The organism is Azospirillum terrae (genome assembly GCF_053470425.1).
Map to the genome: position 1 here is coordinate 757,172 of NZ_JBPXMR010000001.1, position 16,331 is coordinate 773,502.

At 64.8% G+C, this 16,331-nt stretch carries 22 protein-coding genes and 1 tRNA gene; 6 read left to right on the forward strand and 17 right to left on the reverse strand.

Annotated elements, in window-relative coordinates:
• Positions 1-30: 30 nt before the first annotated feature.
• The 11 genes from nuoI to ACSVDD_RS03540 all read right to left on the reverse strand — a co-directional run bounded on the left by nuoI (position 31) and on the right by ACSVDD_RS03540 (position 9,072).
• The gene (gene nuoI / locus ACSVDD_RS03490) at positions 31-519 is read right to left on the reverse strand and encodes an NADH-quinone oxidoreductase subunit NuoI (RefSeq protein ID WP_448187896.1); all 489 of its coding nucleotides are present in this window, start codon (positions 517-519) and stop codon (positions 31-33) included.
• Positions 520-591: 72 nt separating this feature from the next.
• Positions 592-1,602, reverse strand: a complete 1,011-nt coding sequence (gene nuoH / locus ACSVDD_RS03495) for an NADH-quinone oxidoreductase subunit NuoH (protein ID WP_448187897.1) — start codon at positions 1,600-1,602, stop codon at positions 592-594.
• Entirely contained in the window at positions 1,595-3,658 is a 2,064-nt protein-coding gene (gene nuoG / locus ACSVDD_RS03500) for an NADH-quinone oxidoreductase subunit NuoG (RefSeq protein WP_448187898.1), read from the reverse strand. The genes nuoH and nuoG overlap by 8 nt, the downstream gene beginning before the upstream one ends.
• Positions 3,659-3,674: 16 nt before the next feature.
• A complete protein-coding gene (nuoF, locus tag ACSVDD_RS03505; RefSeq protein ID WP_448187899.1) occupies positions 3,675-4,970 on the reverse strand; it encodes an NADH-quinone oxidoreductase subunit NuoF in 1,296 nt (431 codons plus the stop codon).
• A 13-nt stretch (positions 4,971-4,983) separates the two neighbouring features.
• The gene (gene nuoE / locus ACSVDD_RS03510; protein WP_448187900.1) at positions 4,984-5,613 is read right to left on the reverse strand and encodes an NADH-quinone oxidoreductase subunit NuoE; all 630 of its coding nucleotides are present in this window, start codon (positions 5,611-5,613) and stop codon (positions 4,984-4,986) included.
• Entirely contained in the window at positions 5,610-6,758 is a 1,149-nt protein-coding gene (locus ACSVDD_RS03515; protein ID WP_448188505.1) for an NADH-quinone oxidoreductase subunit D, read from the reverse strand. The genes nuoE and ACSVDD_RS03515 overlap by 4 nt, the downstream gene beginning before the upstream one ends.
• Positions 6,759-6,823: 65 nt before the next feature.
• Positions 6,824-7,453 (reverse strand): NADH-quinone oxidoreductase subunit C, encoded by a 630-nt coding sequence (locus ACSVDD_RS03520; RefSeq protein ID WP_448187901.1) that lies wholly within the window; start codon positions 7,451-7,453, stop codon positions 6,824-6,826.
• Positions 7,454-7,469: 16 nt separating this feature from the next.
• Entirely contained in the window at positions 7,470-8,012 is a 543-nt protein-coding gene (locus ACSVDD_RS03525) for a NuoB/complex I 20 kDa subunit family protein (RefSeq protein ID WP_448187902.1), read from the reverse strand.
• Positions 8,003-8,371, reverse strand: coding sequence for an NADH-quinone oxidoreductase subunit A (locus ACSVDD_RS03530; RefSeq protein ID WP_448187903.1), 369 nt, complete (start codon positions 8,369-8,371; stop codon positions 8,003-8,005). Before ACSVDD_RS03530 ends, ACSVDD_RS03525 begins: the two co-directional genes overlap by 10 nt.
• A 241-nt stretch (positions 8,372-8,612) precedes the next feature.
• Positions 8,613-8,689: transfer RNA gene (locus ACSVDD_RS03535), tRNA-Asp, on the reverse strand.
• Between the two features lie 131 nt (positions 8,690-8,820).
• Complete coding sequence (locus ACSVDD_RS03540; protein WP_448187904.1) at positions 8,821-9,072, reverse strand: hypothetical protein; 252 nt, start codon at positions 9,070-9,072, stop codon at positions 8,821-8,823.
• A 489-nt stretch (positions 9,073-9,561) separates the two neighbouring features.
• On the opposite strand from ACSVDD_RS03540, the gene ACSVDD_RS03545 reads away from it, so the two are divergent.
• Positions 9,562-10,848: a tyrosine-type recombinase/integrase gene (locus ACSVDD_RS03545; protein WP_448187905.1), complete on the forward strand. Its 1,287-nt coding sequence runs from the start codon at positions 9,562-9,564 to the stop codon at positions 10,846-10,848.
• A 95-nt stretch (positions 10,849-10,943) separates the two neighbouring features.
• A complete protein-coding gene (locus tag ACSVDD_RS03550) occupies positions 10,944-11,480 on the forward strand; it encodes a DUF6232 family protein (protein WP_448187906.1) in 537 nt (178 codons plus the stop codon).
• Between the two features lie 129 nt (positions 11,481-11,609).
• On the opposite strand, the gene ACSVDD_RS03555 is transcribed toward ACSVDD_RS03550, so the two are convergent.
• The 3 genes from ACSVDD_RS03555 to ACSVDD_RS03565 are packed head-to-tail and all read right to left on the reverse strand — an operon-like array spanning position 11,610 to position 13,103.
• A complete protein-coding gene (locus ACSVDD_RS03555; protein WP_448187907.1) occupies positions 11,610-12,137 on the reverse strand; it encodes a hypothetical protein in 528 nt (175 codons plus the stop codon).
• The gene (locus ACSVDD_RS03560) at positions 12,130-12,681 is read right to left on the reverse strand and encodes a hypothetical protein (protein WP_448187908.1); all 552 of its coding nucleotides are present in this window, start codon (positions 12,679-12,681) and stop codon (positions 12,130-12,132) included. The genes ACSVDD_RS03555 and ACSVDD_RS03560 overlap by 8 nt, the downstream gene beginning before the upstream one ends.
• An 11-nt stretch (positions 12,682-12,692) precedes the next feature.
• Positions 12,693-13,103 carry an HNH endonuclease gene (locus ACSVDD_RS03565; protein ID WP_448187909.1) on the reverse strand — a complete coding sequence of 137 codons (411 nt, stop codon included), beginning with the start codon at positions 13,101-13,103 and terminating at the stop codon, positions 12,693-12,695.
• Between the two features lie 142 nt (positions 13,104-13,245).
• Between ACSVDD_RS03565 and ACSVDD_RS03570 the strand changes: the two genes are divergently transcribed.
• The 4 genes from ACSVDD_RS03570 (at position 13,246) to ACSVDD_RS03585 (ending at position 15,194) form a co-directional block, all read left to right on the forward strand.
• On the forward strand, positions 13,246-13,404 hold the full coding sequence (locus tag ACSVDD_RS03570) for a ribbon-helix-helix protein, CopG family (RefSeq protein WP_448187910.1): 159 nt from the start codon (positions 13,246-13,248) through the stop codon (positions 13,402-13,404).
• Positions 13,405-13,543: 139 nt separating this feature from the next.
• On the forward strand, positions 13,544-14,074 hold the full coding sequence (locus ACSVDD_RS03575; protein WP_448187911.1) for a hypothetical protein: 531 nt from the start codon (positions 13,544-13,546) through the stop codon (positions 14,072-14,074).
• 156 nt (positions 14,075-14,230) lie between these two features.
• Positions 14,231-14,671, forward strand: a complete 441-nt coding sequence (locus tag ACSVDD_RS03580) for a MerR family transcriptional regulator (RefSeq protein ID WP_448187912.1) — start codon at positions 14,231-14,233, stop codon at positions 14,669-14,671.
• Positions 14,640-15,194, forward strand: a complete 555-nt coding sequence (locus ACSVDD_RS03585; RefSeq protein WP_448187913.1) for a hypothetical protein — start codon at positions 14,640-14,642, stop codon at positions 15,192-15,194. The genes ACSVDD_RS03580 and ACSVDD_RS03585 overlap by 32 nt, the downstream gene beginning before the upstream one ends.
• 118 nt (positions 15,195-15,312) lie before the next feature.
• On the opposite strand, the gene ACSVDD_RS03590 is transcribed toward ACSVDD_RS03585, so the two are convergent.
• The 3 genes from ACSVDD_RS03590 to ACSVDD_RS03600 all read right to left on the reverse strand — a co-directional run bounded on the left by ACSVDD_RS03590 (position 15,313) and on the right by ACSVDD_RS03600 (position 16,331).
• Complete coding sequence (locus tag ACSVDD_RS03590) at positions 15,313-15,609, reverse strand: hypothetical protein (RefSeq protein ID WP_448187914.1); 297 nt, start codon at positions 15,607-15,609, stop codon at positions 15,313-15,315.
• A gap of 154 nt (positions 15,610-15,763) precedes the next feature.
• Positions 15,764-16,111, reverse strand: coding sequence for a DUF2190 family protein (locus ACSVDD_RS03595; protein WP_448187915.1), 348 nt, complete (start codon positions 16,109-16,111; stop codon positions 15,764-15,766).
• A gap of 13 nt (positions 16,112-16,124) precedes the next feature.
• Positions 16,125-16,331 carry a phage head-tail joining protein gene (locus ACSVDD_RS03600; RefSeq protein WP_448187916.1) on the reverse strand — a complete coding sequence of 69 codons (207 nt, stop codon included), beginning with the start codon at positions 16,329-16,331 and terminating at the stop codon, positions 16,125-16,127.

Below are 16,331 nucleotides of genomic sequence, written 5' to 3' on the forward strand. Positions count from 1 at the left end.
GCCCCCACCCCGCTATGGGCGATTGAAGGTTTACCGGTAGGGTGCTTCGTTCGCAAGGTTCGCGGCCAGCAAGGCTTCCCAACGGTCGCCGTTCGCCAGCAGCTTGTCCTTGTTGTAGAAGAGCTCCTCACGGGTCTCCGTTGAGAACTCGAAATTCGGGCCCTCGACGATGGCGTCCACCGGGCAGGCTTCCTGACAGAAGCCACAGTAGATGCACTTCGTCATGTCGATGTCGTAGCGCGTCGTGCGGCGGGAGCCGTCCTCGCGCGGTTCGGCCTCGATGGTGATGGCCAGCGCCGGGCACACCGCTTCGCACAGCTTGCACGCGATGCAGCGCTCTTCGCCGTTGGGGTAGCGGCGCAGCGCGTGCTCGCCGCGGAAGCGCGGGCTGATCGGGCCCTTCTCGAACGGGTAGTTCAGCGTCACCTTCGGCTTGAACATGTAGCTGAAGGTCAGGCTGAGGCCGCGCAGCAGCTCCACTAGGAAGAAACTGCGCGCCGTGCGGTCGAGGAATGCCATGGCCTCTTCTTCTCCTTTAAGCCGCGGGGGCGGCCGTGGCCCCCGCGATTCTTATCCCTTGTGGTCCGGGTCTTACTTCGGCAGCCAGCCGAAAGCGACGAGCACGCCGGCGGTCAACACCACCCAGCCCAGCGAGAACGGCAGGAACACCTTCCAGCCGAGGCGCATGAGCTGGTCGTAGCGGAAGCGCGGCATGGTCGCGCGGACCCAGATGAACACGAACAGGCAGAACGCGATCTTCAGGGCGAACCAGACAACGCCGGGGATCCAGTTCAGCGGCGCGATGTCCAGCGGCGGCAACCAGCCGCCGAGGAACAGGATCGTGGTCATGGCGCTGACCAGGATCATGTTCGCGTACTCGCCGAGGAAGAACAGCGCGAACGGCGCCGAGCTGTACTCCACCATGAAGCCGGCCACCAGTTCCGACTCACCTTCCGGCAGGTCGAACGGGCAGCGGTTGGTTTCGGCAAGGCCCGAGATGAAGAAGATCACGAACATCGGCAGCATCGGCACGACGAACCAGACACTCTTCTGCGCCATGACGATGTCGGTCAGGTTCAGCGACCCGACGCACAGCAGCACCGAGATGATCACGAAGCCGATGGACACCTCGTACGACACCATCTGCGCTGCCGAGCGCAGGCCTCCAAGGAACGCGTAGCGCGAATTCGACGCCCAGCCCGACACGATGATGCCGTACACGCCCAGCGACGAAATGGCGAACAGGTACAGGATGCCGACGTTGATGTTGGCAAGCACCAACCCCGCGTCGAATGGCACGACTGCCCAGCCCAGCAGGGCCAGGAAGAAGGTCATCATCGGCGCCATGTAGTACAGCGCCCGGTTGGCGCCGGCCGGCAGGATCTGCTCCTTGGAGAACAGCTTGAGGCCGTCGGCGAAAGGCTGCAACAGGCCGAAGGGACCGACGATGTTCGGGCCCTGACGCAACTGCATCGCGCTCATGACCTTGCGCTCGGCGTAGGTCACGTAGGCCACGCAGATCAGCAGCGGCACGATGATCGCCAGGATTTCCAGCACGATGATGATCAGCGGCAGCAGAAAGCCGCTCCAGAACTCAGCCATGGGTGCCGGTCCTCTCCTGGGCGGGGCTCACGAACGTCTCGGTGCAGCGCGCCATGGTCTCCGAAGCGCGGCTGATCGGATCGGTCATGTAGAAGTTGGTGATCGGGCTGGCGAACGGCGCCGCATCGAGCGTGCCGGCGGTGCCGAACGCCTGCCACGGAGCCGGCGTCAGAACGCCGATGCTGCAGAAGATCGGGTTCACTTCGGCCAGACGGCGGCGGAGCTGGGTCAGGCTGTCGTACGGCAGCGTGTGGCCGAGCTGCTCCGACAGGGCACGGAGGATCTTCCAATCCTCGCGCGCCTCGCCGGGCGGGAACGTCGCCAGTCGGGCCAGCTGCGGCCGGCCCTCGGTGTTGACGTAGATGGCGTTCTTCTCGGTGTAGGCGGCGCCCGGCAGGATCACGTCGGCGCGGCTGGCTCCGGCATCGCCATGATGGCCCTGGTAGACGACGAAGGCGCTGCCCAACCTGGCGGTGTCGATCTCGTCGGCGCCCAGCAGGTAGACCACCTCGATCTCGCCCTTCGACGCACCGTCGAGAATGCCCTGGACGTTGCGGCCGCCCGAACCCGGCAGGAAGCCGATATCGAGGCCGCCGACCCGCGCCGCCGCGGTGTGCAGCACGTTGAAGCCGTTCCAGCCGTCCTGGATCATGTTGGTCGATTCGGCCAGCGCCCGGGCCGCCGCCTGGATCGCCGGGCCATCGGCGCGCTGGAAGGCGCCCTGCCCGAGGATCAGCATCGGCCGCTTGGCGCCCTTCAGCACCTCGGCGAACGCGCCCTTGCCGTCGATCAGCTCCTGGAGCGCCTGCGGGCCGTTGCCCAGATGAGTGCTCGGGTAGGTCAGGTCGACCTGCGGGCCGATGACGCCGACCTTGAGGCCGCCCATCAGGTACCGCTTGCGAATGCGGGCGTTGACGATGGCGCCTTCCCAACGCGGGTTGGTGCCGACCAGCAGGATGACGTCGGCTTTCTCGATCCCGGCGATGCCGGAATTGAAGAGGTAGCCGGCGCGCGCGGTCGTGTCGAAGCTGGCGCCGTCCTGGCGGCAGTCGATGTTCGACGACCCGAGCGCCGCCATCAGCTCCTTGAGCGCCAGCATCGACTCGGTGTCGGCCATGTCGCCGGCGATGGCGGCGATCTTAGAGCCCGGCAGCCCCTTAACCTTGGCGGCGACGGCCGCGAAGGCCTCGGCCCAGGTGGCAGGCTGGAGCTTGCCGTTCCTGCGGACGTACGGGCGATCGAGACGCTGGCGCTTCAGACCGTCATTGGCAAAGCGGGTCTTGTCGCTGATCCACTCCTCGTTGACATCCTCGTTGACGCGGGGAATGACGCGCATCACCTCCGAGCCGCGGGTGTCGACGCGGATATTGGAACCGATGGCGTCCATGACGTCCACCGTCTCGGTCTTGCGCAGCTCCCATGGACGCGTGGTGAACGCGTACGGCTTGGAGGTCAGCGCGCCCACCGGGCAGACATCCGCGAGGTTGCCGGACAGCTCCGAGGCGATCGCCTTCTCGACGAAGGTGGTGATCTCCATGTGCTCGCCGCGGTTGACCGCACCGATGTCGGCGACGCCGCAGATCTCGTTCACGAAGCGGATGCAGCGGGTGCAGTGGATGCACCGGGTCATGATCGTCTTGATCAGCGGACCCATGTACTTGTCCTTGACCGCCCGCTTGTTCTCGCCATAGCGGCTGCGGTCGTACCCGTAGGCGACGGCCTGGTCCTGCAGGTCGCACTCGCCGCCCTGATCGCAGATCGGGCAGTCGAGCGGATGGTTGATCAGCAGGAACTCCATCACGCCCTTGCGGGCCTTGTGCACGGTCTCGGTGTCGGTCTTGATCACCATGCCGTCGGCACAGGGCATGGCGCAAGACGCCACGGGTTTCGGCGCCTTCTCCATCTCCACCAGACACATGCGGCAGTTGGCCGGCACGCTCAGGCGCTCGTGGTAGCAGAAACGCGGGATTTCGATACCGAGCTGCTCGCAAGCCTGGAGCACCGAGGTGCCCGGCTCGACTTCGATCTCGATCCCGTCGATGGTCAGTTTCGGCATGGACCCTCGGGCTCCCTTACTCGGCGGCTGCGCGGGTGGAGGCGGCGTTGCGGTAGGCGGCGATGCGGGCTTCCATCTCCGGCCGGAAATGCCGGATCAGGCCCTGCACCGGCCACGCTGCGGCGTCGCCCAGCGCGCAGATGGTGTGGCCTTCGATCTGCTTGGTCACCTCGAAGAGCATGTCGATCTCTTCAACGGCGGCGTTGCCCTTGACCATGCGGTCCATCATGCGCATCAGCCAGCCGGTGCCCTCGCGGCACGGCGTGCACTGGCCGCAGCTCTCATGCGCGTAGAACTTGGAGAGCCGCGCGATGGCCTTCACGATGTCGGTGGACTTGTCCATGACGATGACGGCCGCGGTGCCGAGGCCCGAGCGGACCTCGCGCAGGCTGTCGAAATCCATCAGCACGGTGTCGCAGATCGACTTGGGCAGCGCCGGAACCGACGAGCCGCCGGGGATGATCGCCAGCAGATTGTCCCAGCCGCCGCGCACGCCGCCGGCGTGCTTTTCGATCAGCTCCTTCAGCGGGATGCCCATCTCCTCTTCCACGTTGCACGGCTTGTTCACGTGGCCGGAGATGCAGAAGAGCTTGGTGCCGGTGTTCTTCGGACGGCCGAGGCCGCCGAACCAGCCGGCGCCACGGCGCAGGATGGTGGGCACCACCGCGATGGATTCGACGTTGTTCACCGTCGTCGGGCAGGAATACAGGCCGGCCTGCGCCGGGAACGGCGGCTTGTTGCGCGGCTGGCCCTTTTTGCCCTCGATGGACTCGATGAGCGCCGTCTCCTCGCCGCAGATGTACGCACCCATGCCGCGGTGGATGAAGACGTCGAAGCTGTAGCCGGTGCCGCAGGCGTTCTTGCCAATCAGGCCCGAGGCGTAGGCCTCGTCGATGGCGACCTGCATCGCCGAGCCTTCGTTGTAGAACTCACCGCGGATGTAGATGTAAGCGGCGCTGGCGCCGATGGCGAAACCGGCGATCAGGCAGCCTTCGATCAGCTTGTGCGGATCGTGGCGCAGGATGTCGCGGTCCTTGCAGGTGCCCGGCTCGCCCTCGTCGGCGTTGATGACCAGATAGACGGGCTTGTCGGTGACGTTCTTGGGCATGAAGGACCACTTCATGCCAGTCGAGAAGCCAGCGCCGCCGCGTCCGCGCAGGCCGGATTCCTTGACCTGCTCGATGATCCAGTCCTTGCCCTTCTCGAGGATGGCCTTGGTGCCGTCCCAGTCACCACGCTTCCTGGCGGCTTCAAGACGGAAGTCCTGGAAGCCGTAGAGGTTCGTGAAGATACGATCTTCGTCGCGAAGCATGCTCCCGGCCCCCTTAGTCGTCGCCCTGCGCGGGCTCGCCCGCGAAGGCCTTCAGAGTGGTGAGGCCGCCCACCGGCTCGGACGAGCGGCGGCCGATCTGCGAGCCCGCCTTGGGCGTCTCACCGCGCTTCAGCGCGTCGATGATCCGCTCCATGTGCTCCGGGCCGAGGTCCTCGTAAAAGTCGTCGCCGATCTGCACCATGGGCGCGTTGACGCAAGCCCCCAGACACTCCACCTCACGCAGGGTGAACTGCCCGTCGTCGGTGGTCTCGCCCAGGCCGATACCCAGCTTGGTCTCGCACGCCTTGACGATGTCGTCCGACCCGCGCAGCCAGCACGGCGTCGTCGTGCACACTTGCAGGACGTGCTTACCGACCGGGGTCGTGTTGTACATCGTGTAGAAGGTGGCGACCTCGTACACGCGGATGCGCGGCATCCCCAGCATGTCGGCGACGTAGTCCATCGCGACGCGCGGCAGCCACCCGGCGTTCTGGCGTTGCGCCAGATCCAGGAGCGGCATGACCGCGCTGGCCTGCCGGCCTTCCGGGTACTTGGCGATGATCTTCTGCGCCCGGTCGAGGAACGCGGGCGTGAAGGCGAAGGAGGCCGGCTCGGCGGCCGGGTTGTGAGCAGGCGCGCTCATCGGTCGATCTCTCCGAACACGATGTCCAGGGAAGCGATGTTGGCCACCGCGTCGGCCAGCATGTGCCCCTTGGACATGAAGTCGAGGCCCTGCAGGTGGGCGAAGCCCGGCGACTTGATGTGGCACTTGTAGGGCTTGTTGGTGCCGTCCGACACGAGGTAGACGGCGAACTCGCCCTTGGGCGCCTCGATGGCGGTGTAGGTCTCGCCGGCCGGGACGTGGAAGCCCTCGGTGAAGAGCTTGAAGTGATGGATCAGCGATTCCATCGAGCGCTTCATCTCGCCGCGCGGCGGCGGGGCGATCTTGCGGTCCTGAAGGCGCACCGGACCTTCGGGCATTTCCTTGATGCACTGGCGGATGATGCGCAGCGACTGGCGCATCTCCTCCATGCGGATCAGGTAGCGCGCCCAGCAGTCGCCGGTGAGGCCGACCGGCACGTCGAAGTCCATGCGGTCGTAGACCTCATAGGGCTGCGACTTGCGCAGGTCCCAGGCGACGCCAGAGCCGCGCAGCATCGGGCCGGTAAAGCCCCAGTCCAGCGCCTCTTCCTTCGACACGATGCCGATGTCGACGGTGCGCTGCTTGAAGATGCGGTTCTCGGTGAGGAGCGTCTCGATGTCGTCGAGGAACTTCGGGAAGCGCTCGGTGTAGTCCCAGATGTCATCGGCGAGTCCCACCGGCATGTCCCACGCCACGCCGCCGACGCGGAAGTAGTTGGCGTGCAGACGGGCACCGGACACCCGCTCGTAGAACTCCATGAGGATCTCGCGTTCCTCGAAGCCCCACAGCGACGGCGTGATGGCGCCCACGTCGATGGCGCCGGTGGTGATCGTCAGCAGGTGGTTGAGGATGCGGGTGATCTCGGAGAACAGCACGCGGATGTACTGGGCGCGCTCCGGCGGCTTGACGCCGAGCAGCTTCTCGATGCCCGCCACATAGGCGTGCTCCATGCACATCGGCGACACGTAGTCGAGCCGGTCGAAGTACGGCGTGGCCTGGATGTAGGTCTTGTACTCGATCAGCTTCTCGGTGCCGCGGTGCAGCAGGCCGATGTGCGGGTCGCAGCGCTCGACCACCTCGCCGTTCAGCTCCATCACCAGGCGCAGCACGCCGTGGGCCGCCGGATGCTGCGGCCCGAAGTTCATGGTGTAGGGCTTGATCTGCGTCTTGGCCGACTGCGCGGCGGTCGGGCTGGCGGAGGTCGCGATGGTCACGGCTTGCTCCCCGTGTCAGATGCCTGAGCCTTCTCGTCGCCGGGCAGCATGACGTTGGTCATGCCTTCCCAGGGGCTCAGGAAGTCGAAGGTGCGGAAGTCCTGGGTCAGGCGCACCGGCTCGTAGACGACGCGCTTCTGGTCTTCGTCGTAGCGGCACTCGACGTAGCCCGTAAGCGGGAAGTCCTTGCGCAGCGGATGCCCCTCGAATCCGTAGTCCGTGAGGATGCGGCGCAAATCCGGGTGATCGGCGAAGAACACGCCGTACATGTCCCAGATCTCACGCTCCATCCAGTTGGCGGCGCTGAACGCCGGCACCGCGGTGGGCACCGGGGTGTCCTCATCGGTGTCCAGCTTCACGCGGACGCGCTGGTTGTGCTTGATGCTCAGCAGATTGTAGACGATCTCGAACCGCTCAGGGCGGTCGGGGAAGTCGGTCGCGGTGATGTCCATCACCTGCTGGAACAGGCAGCGGGGGTCATCGCGAAGTGTCGTCAGCACCGGCACGATCTGCTCGCGCTGCACCGTCACCATCAGCTCGCCGAGCTTCAGCTCGACCTTGAGGACCGTCTTCCCCAGAAGGGAGGCGATGTGATCCCCGAGTTCTTTCAGCGCTTGTTCGGACATGGGCTTTTCGCCTGCTTTAGCGCGCGATGCGGTTGCCGCGCCGGATCTTCTTCTGGAGCTGCAGGATGCCGTACACCAGGGCCTCGGCCGTGGGCGGGCATCCGGGGACGTAGATGTCGACCGGCACGATTCGGTCACACCCGCGCACCACCGCGTAGCTGTAGTGATAGTAGCCGCCGCCATTGGCGCACGAGCCCATCGAGATCACCCAACGCGGCTCCGGCATTTGGTCGTAGACCTTGCGCAGAGCGGGGGCCATCTTGTTGGTCAGCGTGCCAGCGACGATCATGCAGTCCGACTGGCGCGGGCTGGGACGCGGGATGACACCGAAGCGATCCAGGTCGTACCGGCTCATGTAGGCGTGGATCATCTCCACCGCGCAGCAGGCCAGACCGAAGGTCATCGGCCACAGCGAACCGGTGCGGGCCCAGGCCAGCACATCCTCGTACTTGGCGAGGATGTACCCCTTCTCCTGGATCTCCTCGGAGACCGCGCGGAGATAGGCGTCCTGTTCCGGTCCGGGCGGAATCGGCGCCAGCTTGGCAGCCTCTACTCCCATTCCAGAGCTCCTTTCTTCCACTCGTAGACGAATCCGATGGTCAGGATGCCGAGGAACACGATCATCGACCAGAAGCCGAAGAGCCCGATGTCGCCGAGGGCCACCGCCCACGGGAACAGGAAGGCCACCTCCAGATCGAAGATGATGAACAGGATCGAGACCAGATAGAACCGCACGTCGAACTTGGTGCGGGCGTCCTCGAAGGGCTCAAAGCCGCATTCGTAGGGGGAGACCTTCTCCGGATCCGGATTGCTTGGACCGATCACATACGACGCGACGACCATGACGGCCGACAAAGCGATCGCAATGAACAGGAACACCAGGATCGGAAGGTATTCGTAGATCAGCGGGTTGGCCACCGCATGTCCTCCCAAAAACCCACGCCCCGCAGCCCCGTGCGACCCCGTTGGAAGGGCCGACGCGCCACGCGGAGGTGGTATAAGACTGGATTAGCCCGTCAGACGCGGCGCAATATAGGCCGGAAGTCCGAACAAGGAAAGCGCTTTGATACGCCTTTTGAAATGACAGAAACGCCCGCCCCGCGCGGACTAACCGCGTAGAAAGCGAAGCGTTTGTAAGTACGTTTTTGAATTGGGAAAGTGGCGCGAGTGACGGGACTTGAACCCGCGGCCTCCGGCGTGACAGGCCGGCGCTCTAACCAACTGAGCTACACCCGCGCAAAGCCACTCTAGTCCGGGCCGTTCTGCGTTACCGTTCAAGGGCTTCGCTTGGGGCCGCCGTCCGTGTGGCGTGGGCCGGTTTCTATCCGCCCCCGGCGACCCTGTCAATCACGAAAACGCAAAAACGTTCAGGCCACCGATTCCCGTCCGCCAAGCGTCTCATGACGCAACCGGTCAAGGCGCGCGAAGGCTGTGAGGATCGACTCCGGCACCGGGCGCTTGTCCACCGCCCCCACCCCGCCGAAGCCCGTCAGGGCGGTTTCCAGCGCCTTGCACAGCAGTTCGCAAACCTCCAGATTTCGCTGATCAAGCGCCAGTTCGAGCGCGTGGAGGATGCGGTCCCCCAGCCGGCGTTCATCGCCCGAAAATTCCTCGCTCATCGTGCGCTCCTCTGCCCTGCCCGCTCCCTTACGTTAAGTTTAGCACAGAAGCGCAGGCAATCCGTAAACGCCACGGAATCGCGGGGTGCGATGAATCGCGTCGGTTTTGAAAGCCTCCAAACGAATCGCCGCGGCAAGGCATCAGCGCGACGAGGCGCCACACCTCGCCATCGGGCCTGCGGGAGTTTTTCGGTCCGTATGGTGTTTGAAGGTGAATCGCCGCCGGTGCGACGCGATTCACAGGGGATGGTGGGCGATGAGGGGATCGAACCCCCGACCCTCTCCGTGTAAAGGACGCCTCACCCTGTAACACCGGAGAGCATCGCGTCACGCGCAATCGTTGTAACAGTTGAGTTTTTTGGTGAGGCGTGTAACATTGGGTAACAGCCTCTCACCCTCGCTATCACGCTCTCTGTTACCCAATTTGTTACCCACAGGCCAGCAGAGAGGCCCCGCTCTCCCGTGGGTAACAGCAGACCGGAGCCGCACATGCCCAAGGTCAAGCTCACGCAGAAGGCCGTTGAAAACGCCAAGCCACCGCAGCCGGGCCAGCGGCTCGAGCTGTTCGACGTGACGCTCCCTGGCTTCGGCCTGCGCGTCGGCGACGCCAACAAGACGTGGTTCGTCTTCTACCGGTTCGGCGGAAAGCAGAAGCGGCACACCCTTGGGCACTTCCCCGACCTGTCGCTCTCGAAAGCTCGCGAGCTGGCCGGCGACGCGTTGGACGCCGTGCGCGACGGCACCGATCCGGCCGCGGAGAAGCAGAAGGTGAAGGAAACCGCCCGAAAGGCACTGGAGCACAAGGCGACCACCGGCTACCTGCCCGGCTCATTCGGCCAGCTCGCCACCTTATATATAGAGCAGGAGTGCGGCGCCCTCCGGCGCGGCAAGGAAATCGAACGCATCATCCGGCGCGAGATGCTGGAGGCCTGGAAGGATCGACCGGCCGAAGAGTTGCGCCGCCGCGACCTTACCGCCCTACTCGATCCGATCATCAACGCCGGCCAGGTGCAGAAGGCGCTCAAGCTGCGCACGATCATCGTGCGAATCATCAACTGGGCGGTGGACCGCGGCGACCTGGAGGCGAACCTACTGGCCAGCGCCAGCAAGGGACGGAAGAAGGCAGGCGCCCTCCGCGTGACCAAGCGCGACCGCGTGCTCAGCGCCGACGAGCTGCGCGACGTCTGGCAGGCCTGCAACGAGCTGTCCGGCCCCTTCCCCGCCATCGTCAAAACGCTGATCCTGACCGGCCAGCGCCGCACGGAGGTGGGCGGGATGAAGTGGACGGAACTCGACCTTGAGGCGAAGCTCTGGACCATCCCCGCGGACCGGTACAAGACCATGACCTTGCACGTCGTGCCCCTGTCACCGGCCGCGGTCAACGTCATCGAGTCCGTGAGCAAGGTGTCCGACGAGTTCGTGTTCGCCACCAACAAGGACACCCACTTCAGCGGCTTCAGCAAGTGCAAGGAGCGGCTGGACAAGAAGGTTGCCGAACTGCGGAAGAAGGCCGAGGCGCCCACCATGCCGCCCTGGACGCTGCATGATCTGCGGCGCACGGTACGCACCGGGCTCTCCGGTCTGCGGGTCGGGTCCGACATTGCCGAGCGGGTCATTGGCCACGTGATCCGCGGCGTGGAAGGGGTCTACGACCGTCACGCCTACCTGGAGGAGAAGCGCGAGGCACTAGATCTGTGGGCAGCGCGGGTGCTGGCCATCGTCAATCCACCACCGGGAAACGTGGTTCAACTGAGGCCCGATGCGAGCGTAGCGTAAGCGACCTCGATCTTGACACCTCATCCGTGCATCCTGCCTACTCGTTTTGGTGGTTCGAATGATCGCCAATGCATACACACGCGCGGAGGGTGCCAATGGAGGACACGATCTATTCCGACCGCACGGTCACCATTACTCCTTCGCTGGTCGTGATCGACGGTACCACCTACGCGGTCTCCACCATCAACTCCGTCAAAGTGACTGCCGCGCCTTCCAGCTTGACCTTCTTCAAGGTGATATTGGCCATCGCTGGCGTCCTGGCTGTGCTGTTCAGCTTCGCGGTGTTCAACACTGGCGGCGGGGCTGCCGGCCTTGTCTTTCTAATCCCTGGCATTCTGGCTGTCCTTCCGACGGTCAGCGCAATGAAGGAACCCGCCCGCTTCATTCTGTTCCTTGCCACGTCATCGGGCGAACGACAGGCGCTGATCGGCGAGGACCGCGGCTACCTGTTCACGATACGCGGGCACGTCGAGAAGGCCATGGCTTCAGCACGCGAGGTCAAGTCAGCGCCACCGCCGCCGGCCGACACCAAGGAATGCCCGCGCTGTGCAGAGACGATCAAGGCGGCAGCCAAGGCGTGTCGGTTCTGCGGTTATGAGTTCGAGCCGGTATTGCCTGCGCAGAACCCCTGAACGCAACGGCGACAAAAGCCAGCGCCCCCCCCAGCGTATAACCCTGCACCACCGTGGGGCGGGGCACCTGAAGAGAAAAGCCCCGGCGCTGGGCCGGGGCTCCGAGGTTCGGGGATGGGTGGTGGCTGGTCAGGCGCCCTCTTCCCCGAGCACATCCTCCAGAGCGGGGTGCGCGAGGATCTGACGGACAAGCGGCCCGGCGCTGGGTCGCACCAGCCGCACCACGTCGTCCATCAGCTCGAGCAAGGCGTGCAGCGCGTCCGAGTCCGAGTCATCGGGGACGAGGTGGAACCGCCCCACCCCGACCGCTTTCGCGAACACGCCCACGATGGTCGTCGCCTCGGCGTCGGCCAGCCGGTTGATTTGGTCGCTGGCGCGGTCGGTGGCTTCGTCTACGCGGCGCCAAGCCGCAACGACGTCCGGATGATCCTTGCCGCCCGCGTCGCCCAGCACCGCGTGCACGGCATCGAGTTCATCGGCGAGACCTTCAACCTCCATGTAGGTGTCGAGGTAGGCGAGGCAGTCCCGCAGCATGGGCGCGTCGGGCTCGTCCTCCGCCGTGGTCGCGGCCAGCACCGGAGCGCCCACCGCCAGGGCAGCACCACCGGCCAGCAGGGCGCGGCGGGTGGTGCGCGGGATCTTCGGCAGATCACCCATGACGCACCTCGGCGAGTTGGTGGACGGCGGAAGCGCTAACGGCCGGGCCGCCAAGGCGCCGGGCATCGCGGAGCGCCGAGACGGCGAAGCCGTGATCGGTGTTGTCCTCCGGGCCAGGATCGGAATCCACCACCCAGCATTCGAGCTTGGCAAGGATGCCCGCCAGGGGCCGGGCCGGCAGGGCGCGGATTTCCCGATCAAGGGTATCGGCCATCGCGTCGATCCGGTCATACTCCGCCCAGCGGGCTACGTACTCAGGATCGTGGTCGAAATCATCGTCGCTCCAACCAGCCTGCCTCAGATCAGTCTGACGCTCGGCGGCATGGTCGTAAGCCGGCCCCCTCTCCCTGTCGAGTTCAAGCCAGCGCTGGCACAGCCCCAGCAGCTCGGCGTCGGGGTGCGGGTTGAGCGCCGCGAGCCCGGCCGCGTCCATCAGCTCCACGCCCGCGCCGAACGCGCCGACGGCGGGAACGCCGGCAGCCACCAGGGCGGAGCCGGCAAGCAGCGAGCGACGCGACAGCGCCGCGTTGGTCATCGTCTTCATGGCTGGACCCCTCAGTGCAGGACGGCGGAACGGCGGACGGTCGGAAGCATGTCCGGCTTGGTCACCAGTACGGCCGCCCAGATCTGCCGCGCCGCAGCCAGTTCCAAGGCCGTGGGCAGGCGATCGCCCTTGCGCTGGTTGCAGGCGTAGCAGGCGAGCACGACGTTGCCGGCGTTGCCGGCGCCGGACGCCCGCGGGTGCACGTGGTCGCGGGTCCATCCGCCGTTGCGCTGGCCGGGCACGTGGCTGCGGTTCGAAATGCAGGTGAGGCAATAGAAGCACCGCCCGCCCTGCAGCTTGCGCAGCACGTCCGGCAGCGGGACGCGCGCCTTGGTGCGGCGGATCTCCCGCACGCGGTCGAGGAGAGTGGAAGCGGGGTGTCCGCCTCCAGGCAAAGTCGTGGTATTCTGAGAACCAGCCATGGTCGCAGCTCCTGGATAGCGCGGTTGTGGTCAGGCCGGGCCGGGTGGTTGCAACACCCGGTTCGGCCGCTAGTCAATGCTAGTGATATCGACTATACTCCCCTATGACCAACCGTCAACTAGATCATAGTGGAGAATAGTGATGGCTAAGGCTCAGCCTACAAGCGTCACCCTGGCGCCGGAAGTGAAGGAAGCCCTTGCCAAGGCAGCAAAGGATGATGACCGCTCCGTGTCGTCGTTGGTCGAGCGAGTGTTGAAGGCGTGGTTGGTTGAACGCGGCTATCTGCCGAAGCCGGAATGATGGGCGCCGGTTGGCGAATGCGCGAATGGGTTGTATGGTGGTTACTCCTTTGAAGCGCTTGGCGGCCATGGCGCCCAGTGATGAAAGCTGAGGGCCGTTTCCGTCGCATTTCTTGCGAACAGAGTACGAAAGGGTGCCCATGACGACCTGTGCCGAGACGCCCGCCGGCACCTCCACCCTCATCCCCTCCATCGGCATGACGTTCGCCGAGGCGGCGGCGCGGATCATCGAACTGGCTGCGGCGGAAGACGCCCTGCCCGGCGGCTACGAAGCCAACGACGCCCGCGACGCCTTCCACGACGAGTGGAGCGCGCTCCGCGACAAGGTGTTTGACGCGGAAATCCAGATGGCCGCCGATGTGCTGGCGATCCTGGACATCCTGCTGAACCCCTTTATCGGCATCCCCACCGGGCTGGCCAGCGACGACGAGGTGCAGGCTATCCGACAGATCCGCAAGGCGATCGCCGTCGGTCTGGGCAGCCCACAGCCCGCCAACGACGCGCCTGATCCGTTCGACGCTACGGTCAAGTTGCTTTCCGCCGCTGGCGCTGCTGCGTTGGCGATTCCGTCAGAGCCGACGGACGCAATGGTGCACGCTGGCGCTGCGGCTGCCGGCATCACCCCTGAGGCGTTCCGAGCCGCCTACGCGGCGGCGATCGCGACGGCGTAGCCCTGCCCCCGCCGGGGAGGTCTGGGCAGCCCTGCAAGCCCATCAGCAGCCTTCCGCGGGGCCGCACGGCAAGGGGTGGATATCACGCCCCCCTCGGACTGTTGGGCTTGCATGCCCAGCTGCCGAAGGGTCGGGCGTGCAATTTCGGAAATCAGAATGACTAACGCCAACCTAGCTACGGACCTGTGCCTTGAAGTCGCCCGCGCGACGGTGCGCCGCCCGATCGCTGGCGGCCAACCGTTGATCAAGGCAGTTGGCGAAGACCTCGCCGACATGCTGGCCCAAGAGCTGGCCTCCCGGCTCGCTGCAGCGCTGCCGCCAACACTGGTGCGCTCCATCGGCGACGACCTGCTGGAGGGCGCCGACACTATCGCCGAGTTCGTCTACGGAGACGCTGCGGAAAAGCGCAAGGTCTATCACCTAGTACAGCATGGCCGCCTACCTACCTTCCGCCTGGGCGATAAGGTTTGCGCTAGGAAATCCACTCTCTTGTCGTGGATCAAGGCACAAGAAATAGCTGGAACGGAAATTCCACTTCAAGCCAACCAGGCACCCAGCGAAGGACGTGATGGACAAAAATATAGCACCCGCCCCTGAGAATTCAGCTATTCTAGAAAAAATTGATCGCGCATATAGAGAGAATTTTGATTTAGCTGGAGCCCTGTTGATTGTAGTGGTTATGTGTGCAATTGCTAGCAACATAGACCAAAATATAGTGTCATTGTTTTGGCGATTGGTGGATTATGTACACGACGCTCACATTCGCCGGGATTTTTGGCATCTTATTTTTATTCCTCCTGGAATAGGACTGTTGTTTTTTGTAGCGAAAAAAGCAATGCCGCTCTCATATGGAACTATAGAAGTGATATTGGGGACAATAATCACTGACAGTTCTGCATTCCACCTCGCGGAAAATGGCGGCAGAACGGTATTTTTTGAGAATGTAAAAGACACGCTAGGTCTTATAACGGCTTTATTTGGAGGGGTATACATTGTTGTGCGCGGCCTTGAGTCTATCATCAAGGGGGCTAGCAAAGATGCAAACAAATACGGCTTTATTCCCGAGGTGCGAGCTCTGGTGCGCGCCCATTTAGATGACAGGCGAAAGAGCGCTCAATAGCGCTGCAAACCAGGGTAGGTCTATTGACGCCCTGAACATCACTGCGCACCGCCCGCCCGGCGGCTGAATCTGGAGATCGAGGATCTGGACGTCGTCACGCCACACGGACGGCAGGGACTCACCGCACATGGGCCCAAGGATCTGCCCCTATAGTCCGGCGGTACTCCGCCAGCACTGCGCGCCGCAGTTCCAGGAACACCGGCTCGTCAAGGCGCAACGCCGGTTTGAGGTCGCATCTCTCCACGGTGCTCGGCAACCACACGCGAAGCCGTCCGCCCCGCTCCGACACACGGACGTTCCGGATCTCTACCGGGCCAACCTGGACAACGGCAATGGCCAGCACCGGCCCGACGCTCTGTGCAAGACGCAGATCCAGCACCTCAACGGCCCAAGGTTGTAGCTTGGATCCGCTCATCTGCGCCCCCCTTGAAGAAGATGCGGCCTCGCCCCCCTTGACCCTCATGATTCGCCGCTTGTGGCGGAGGTCGCGCGACAGGGAGAGGAGCTTTCCGTTATCGGGCCGGCCGCGTGGCCCTCTGGAGAACGTCGCGCGCGAACATCGTTGAGTGCTACGCCGCCGCCGCGGTGCTCACGCCGTCCAGGCGGACCTTGACCGTGGTCGCGCCGTTGCCGGCCGCCTCCACCGCCACGCCCACGGGATAGAGCCCGGTGCCCGGCGCGTCGCACCGCTTGCTCGTATTGTCCCAGGACACCTTGCCGCCGGCGGCGAGCACCGCCGTGCTCAGCTTCGGGAGTTCGTAGACGCCCTTGGTGGCGAGGGTGAAGGCGTTGCCCTGCACCGCGGTGGCGCCGGCCACGCCGAACAGGCTGCCGATCAGCACGCCGCCACCGCTGGTGACGCCGCCGCTCGGCGCAGTGGCTTCGATCAGGTCGCCCGAGTGGATGTAGTTCTTCACGGTCGTTGCTCCTTCAGGTCACGAAGCGGAAGCGGGTGGGCTGGCACGGGGCGCTGGCCGCAGCAATCTGCCGGTCCAGGTCGGCGAGAGCGGCGGCCATTTCGGCGTCGGACTTGTATTCGTTCCGGCTCCCGTCCGCGTACTGGACGGCGCGAAGACCGCTGGCGCGGCACTGCGCCAGCGTCTCGCGTTGGGACCGGAGTTCTTCCAGCGTCGCCAC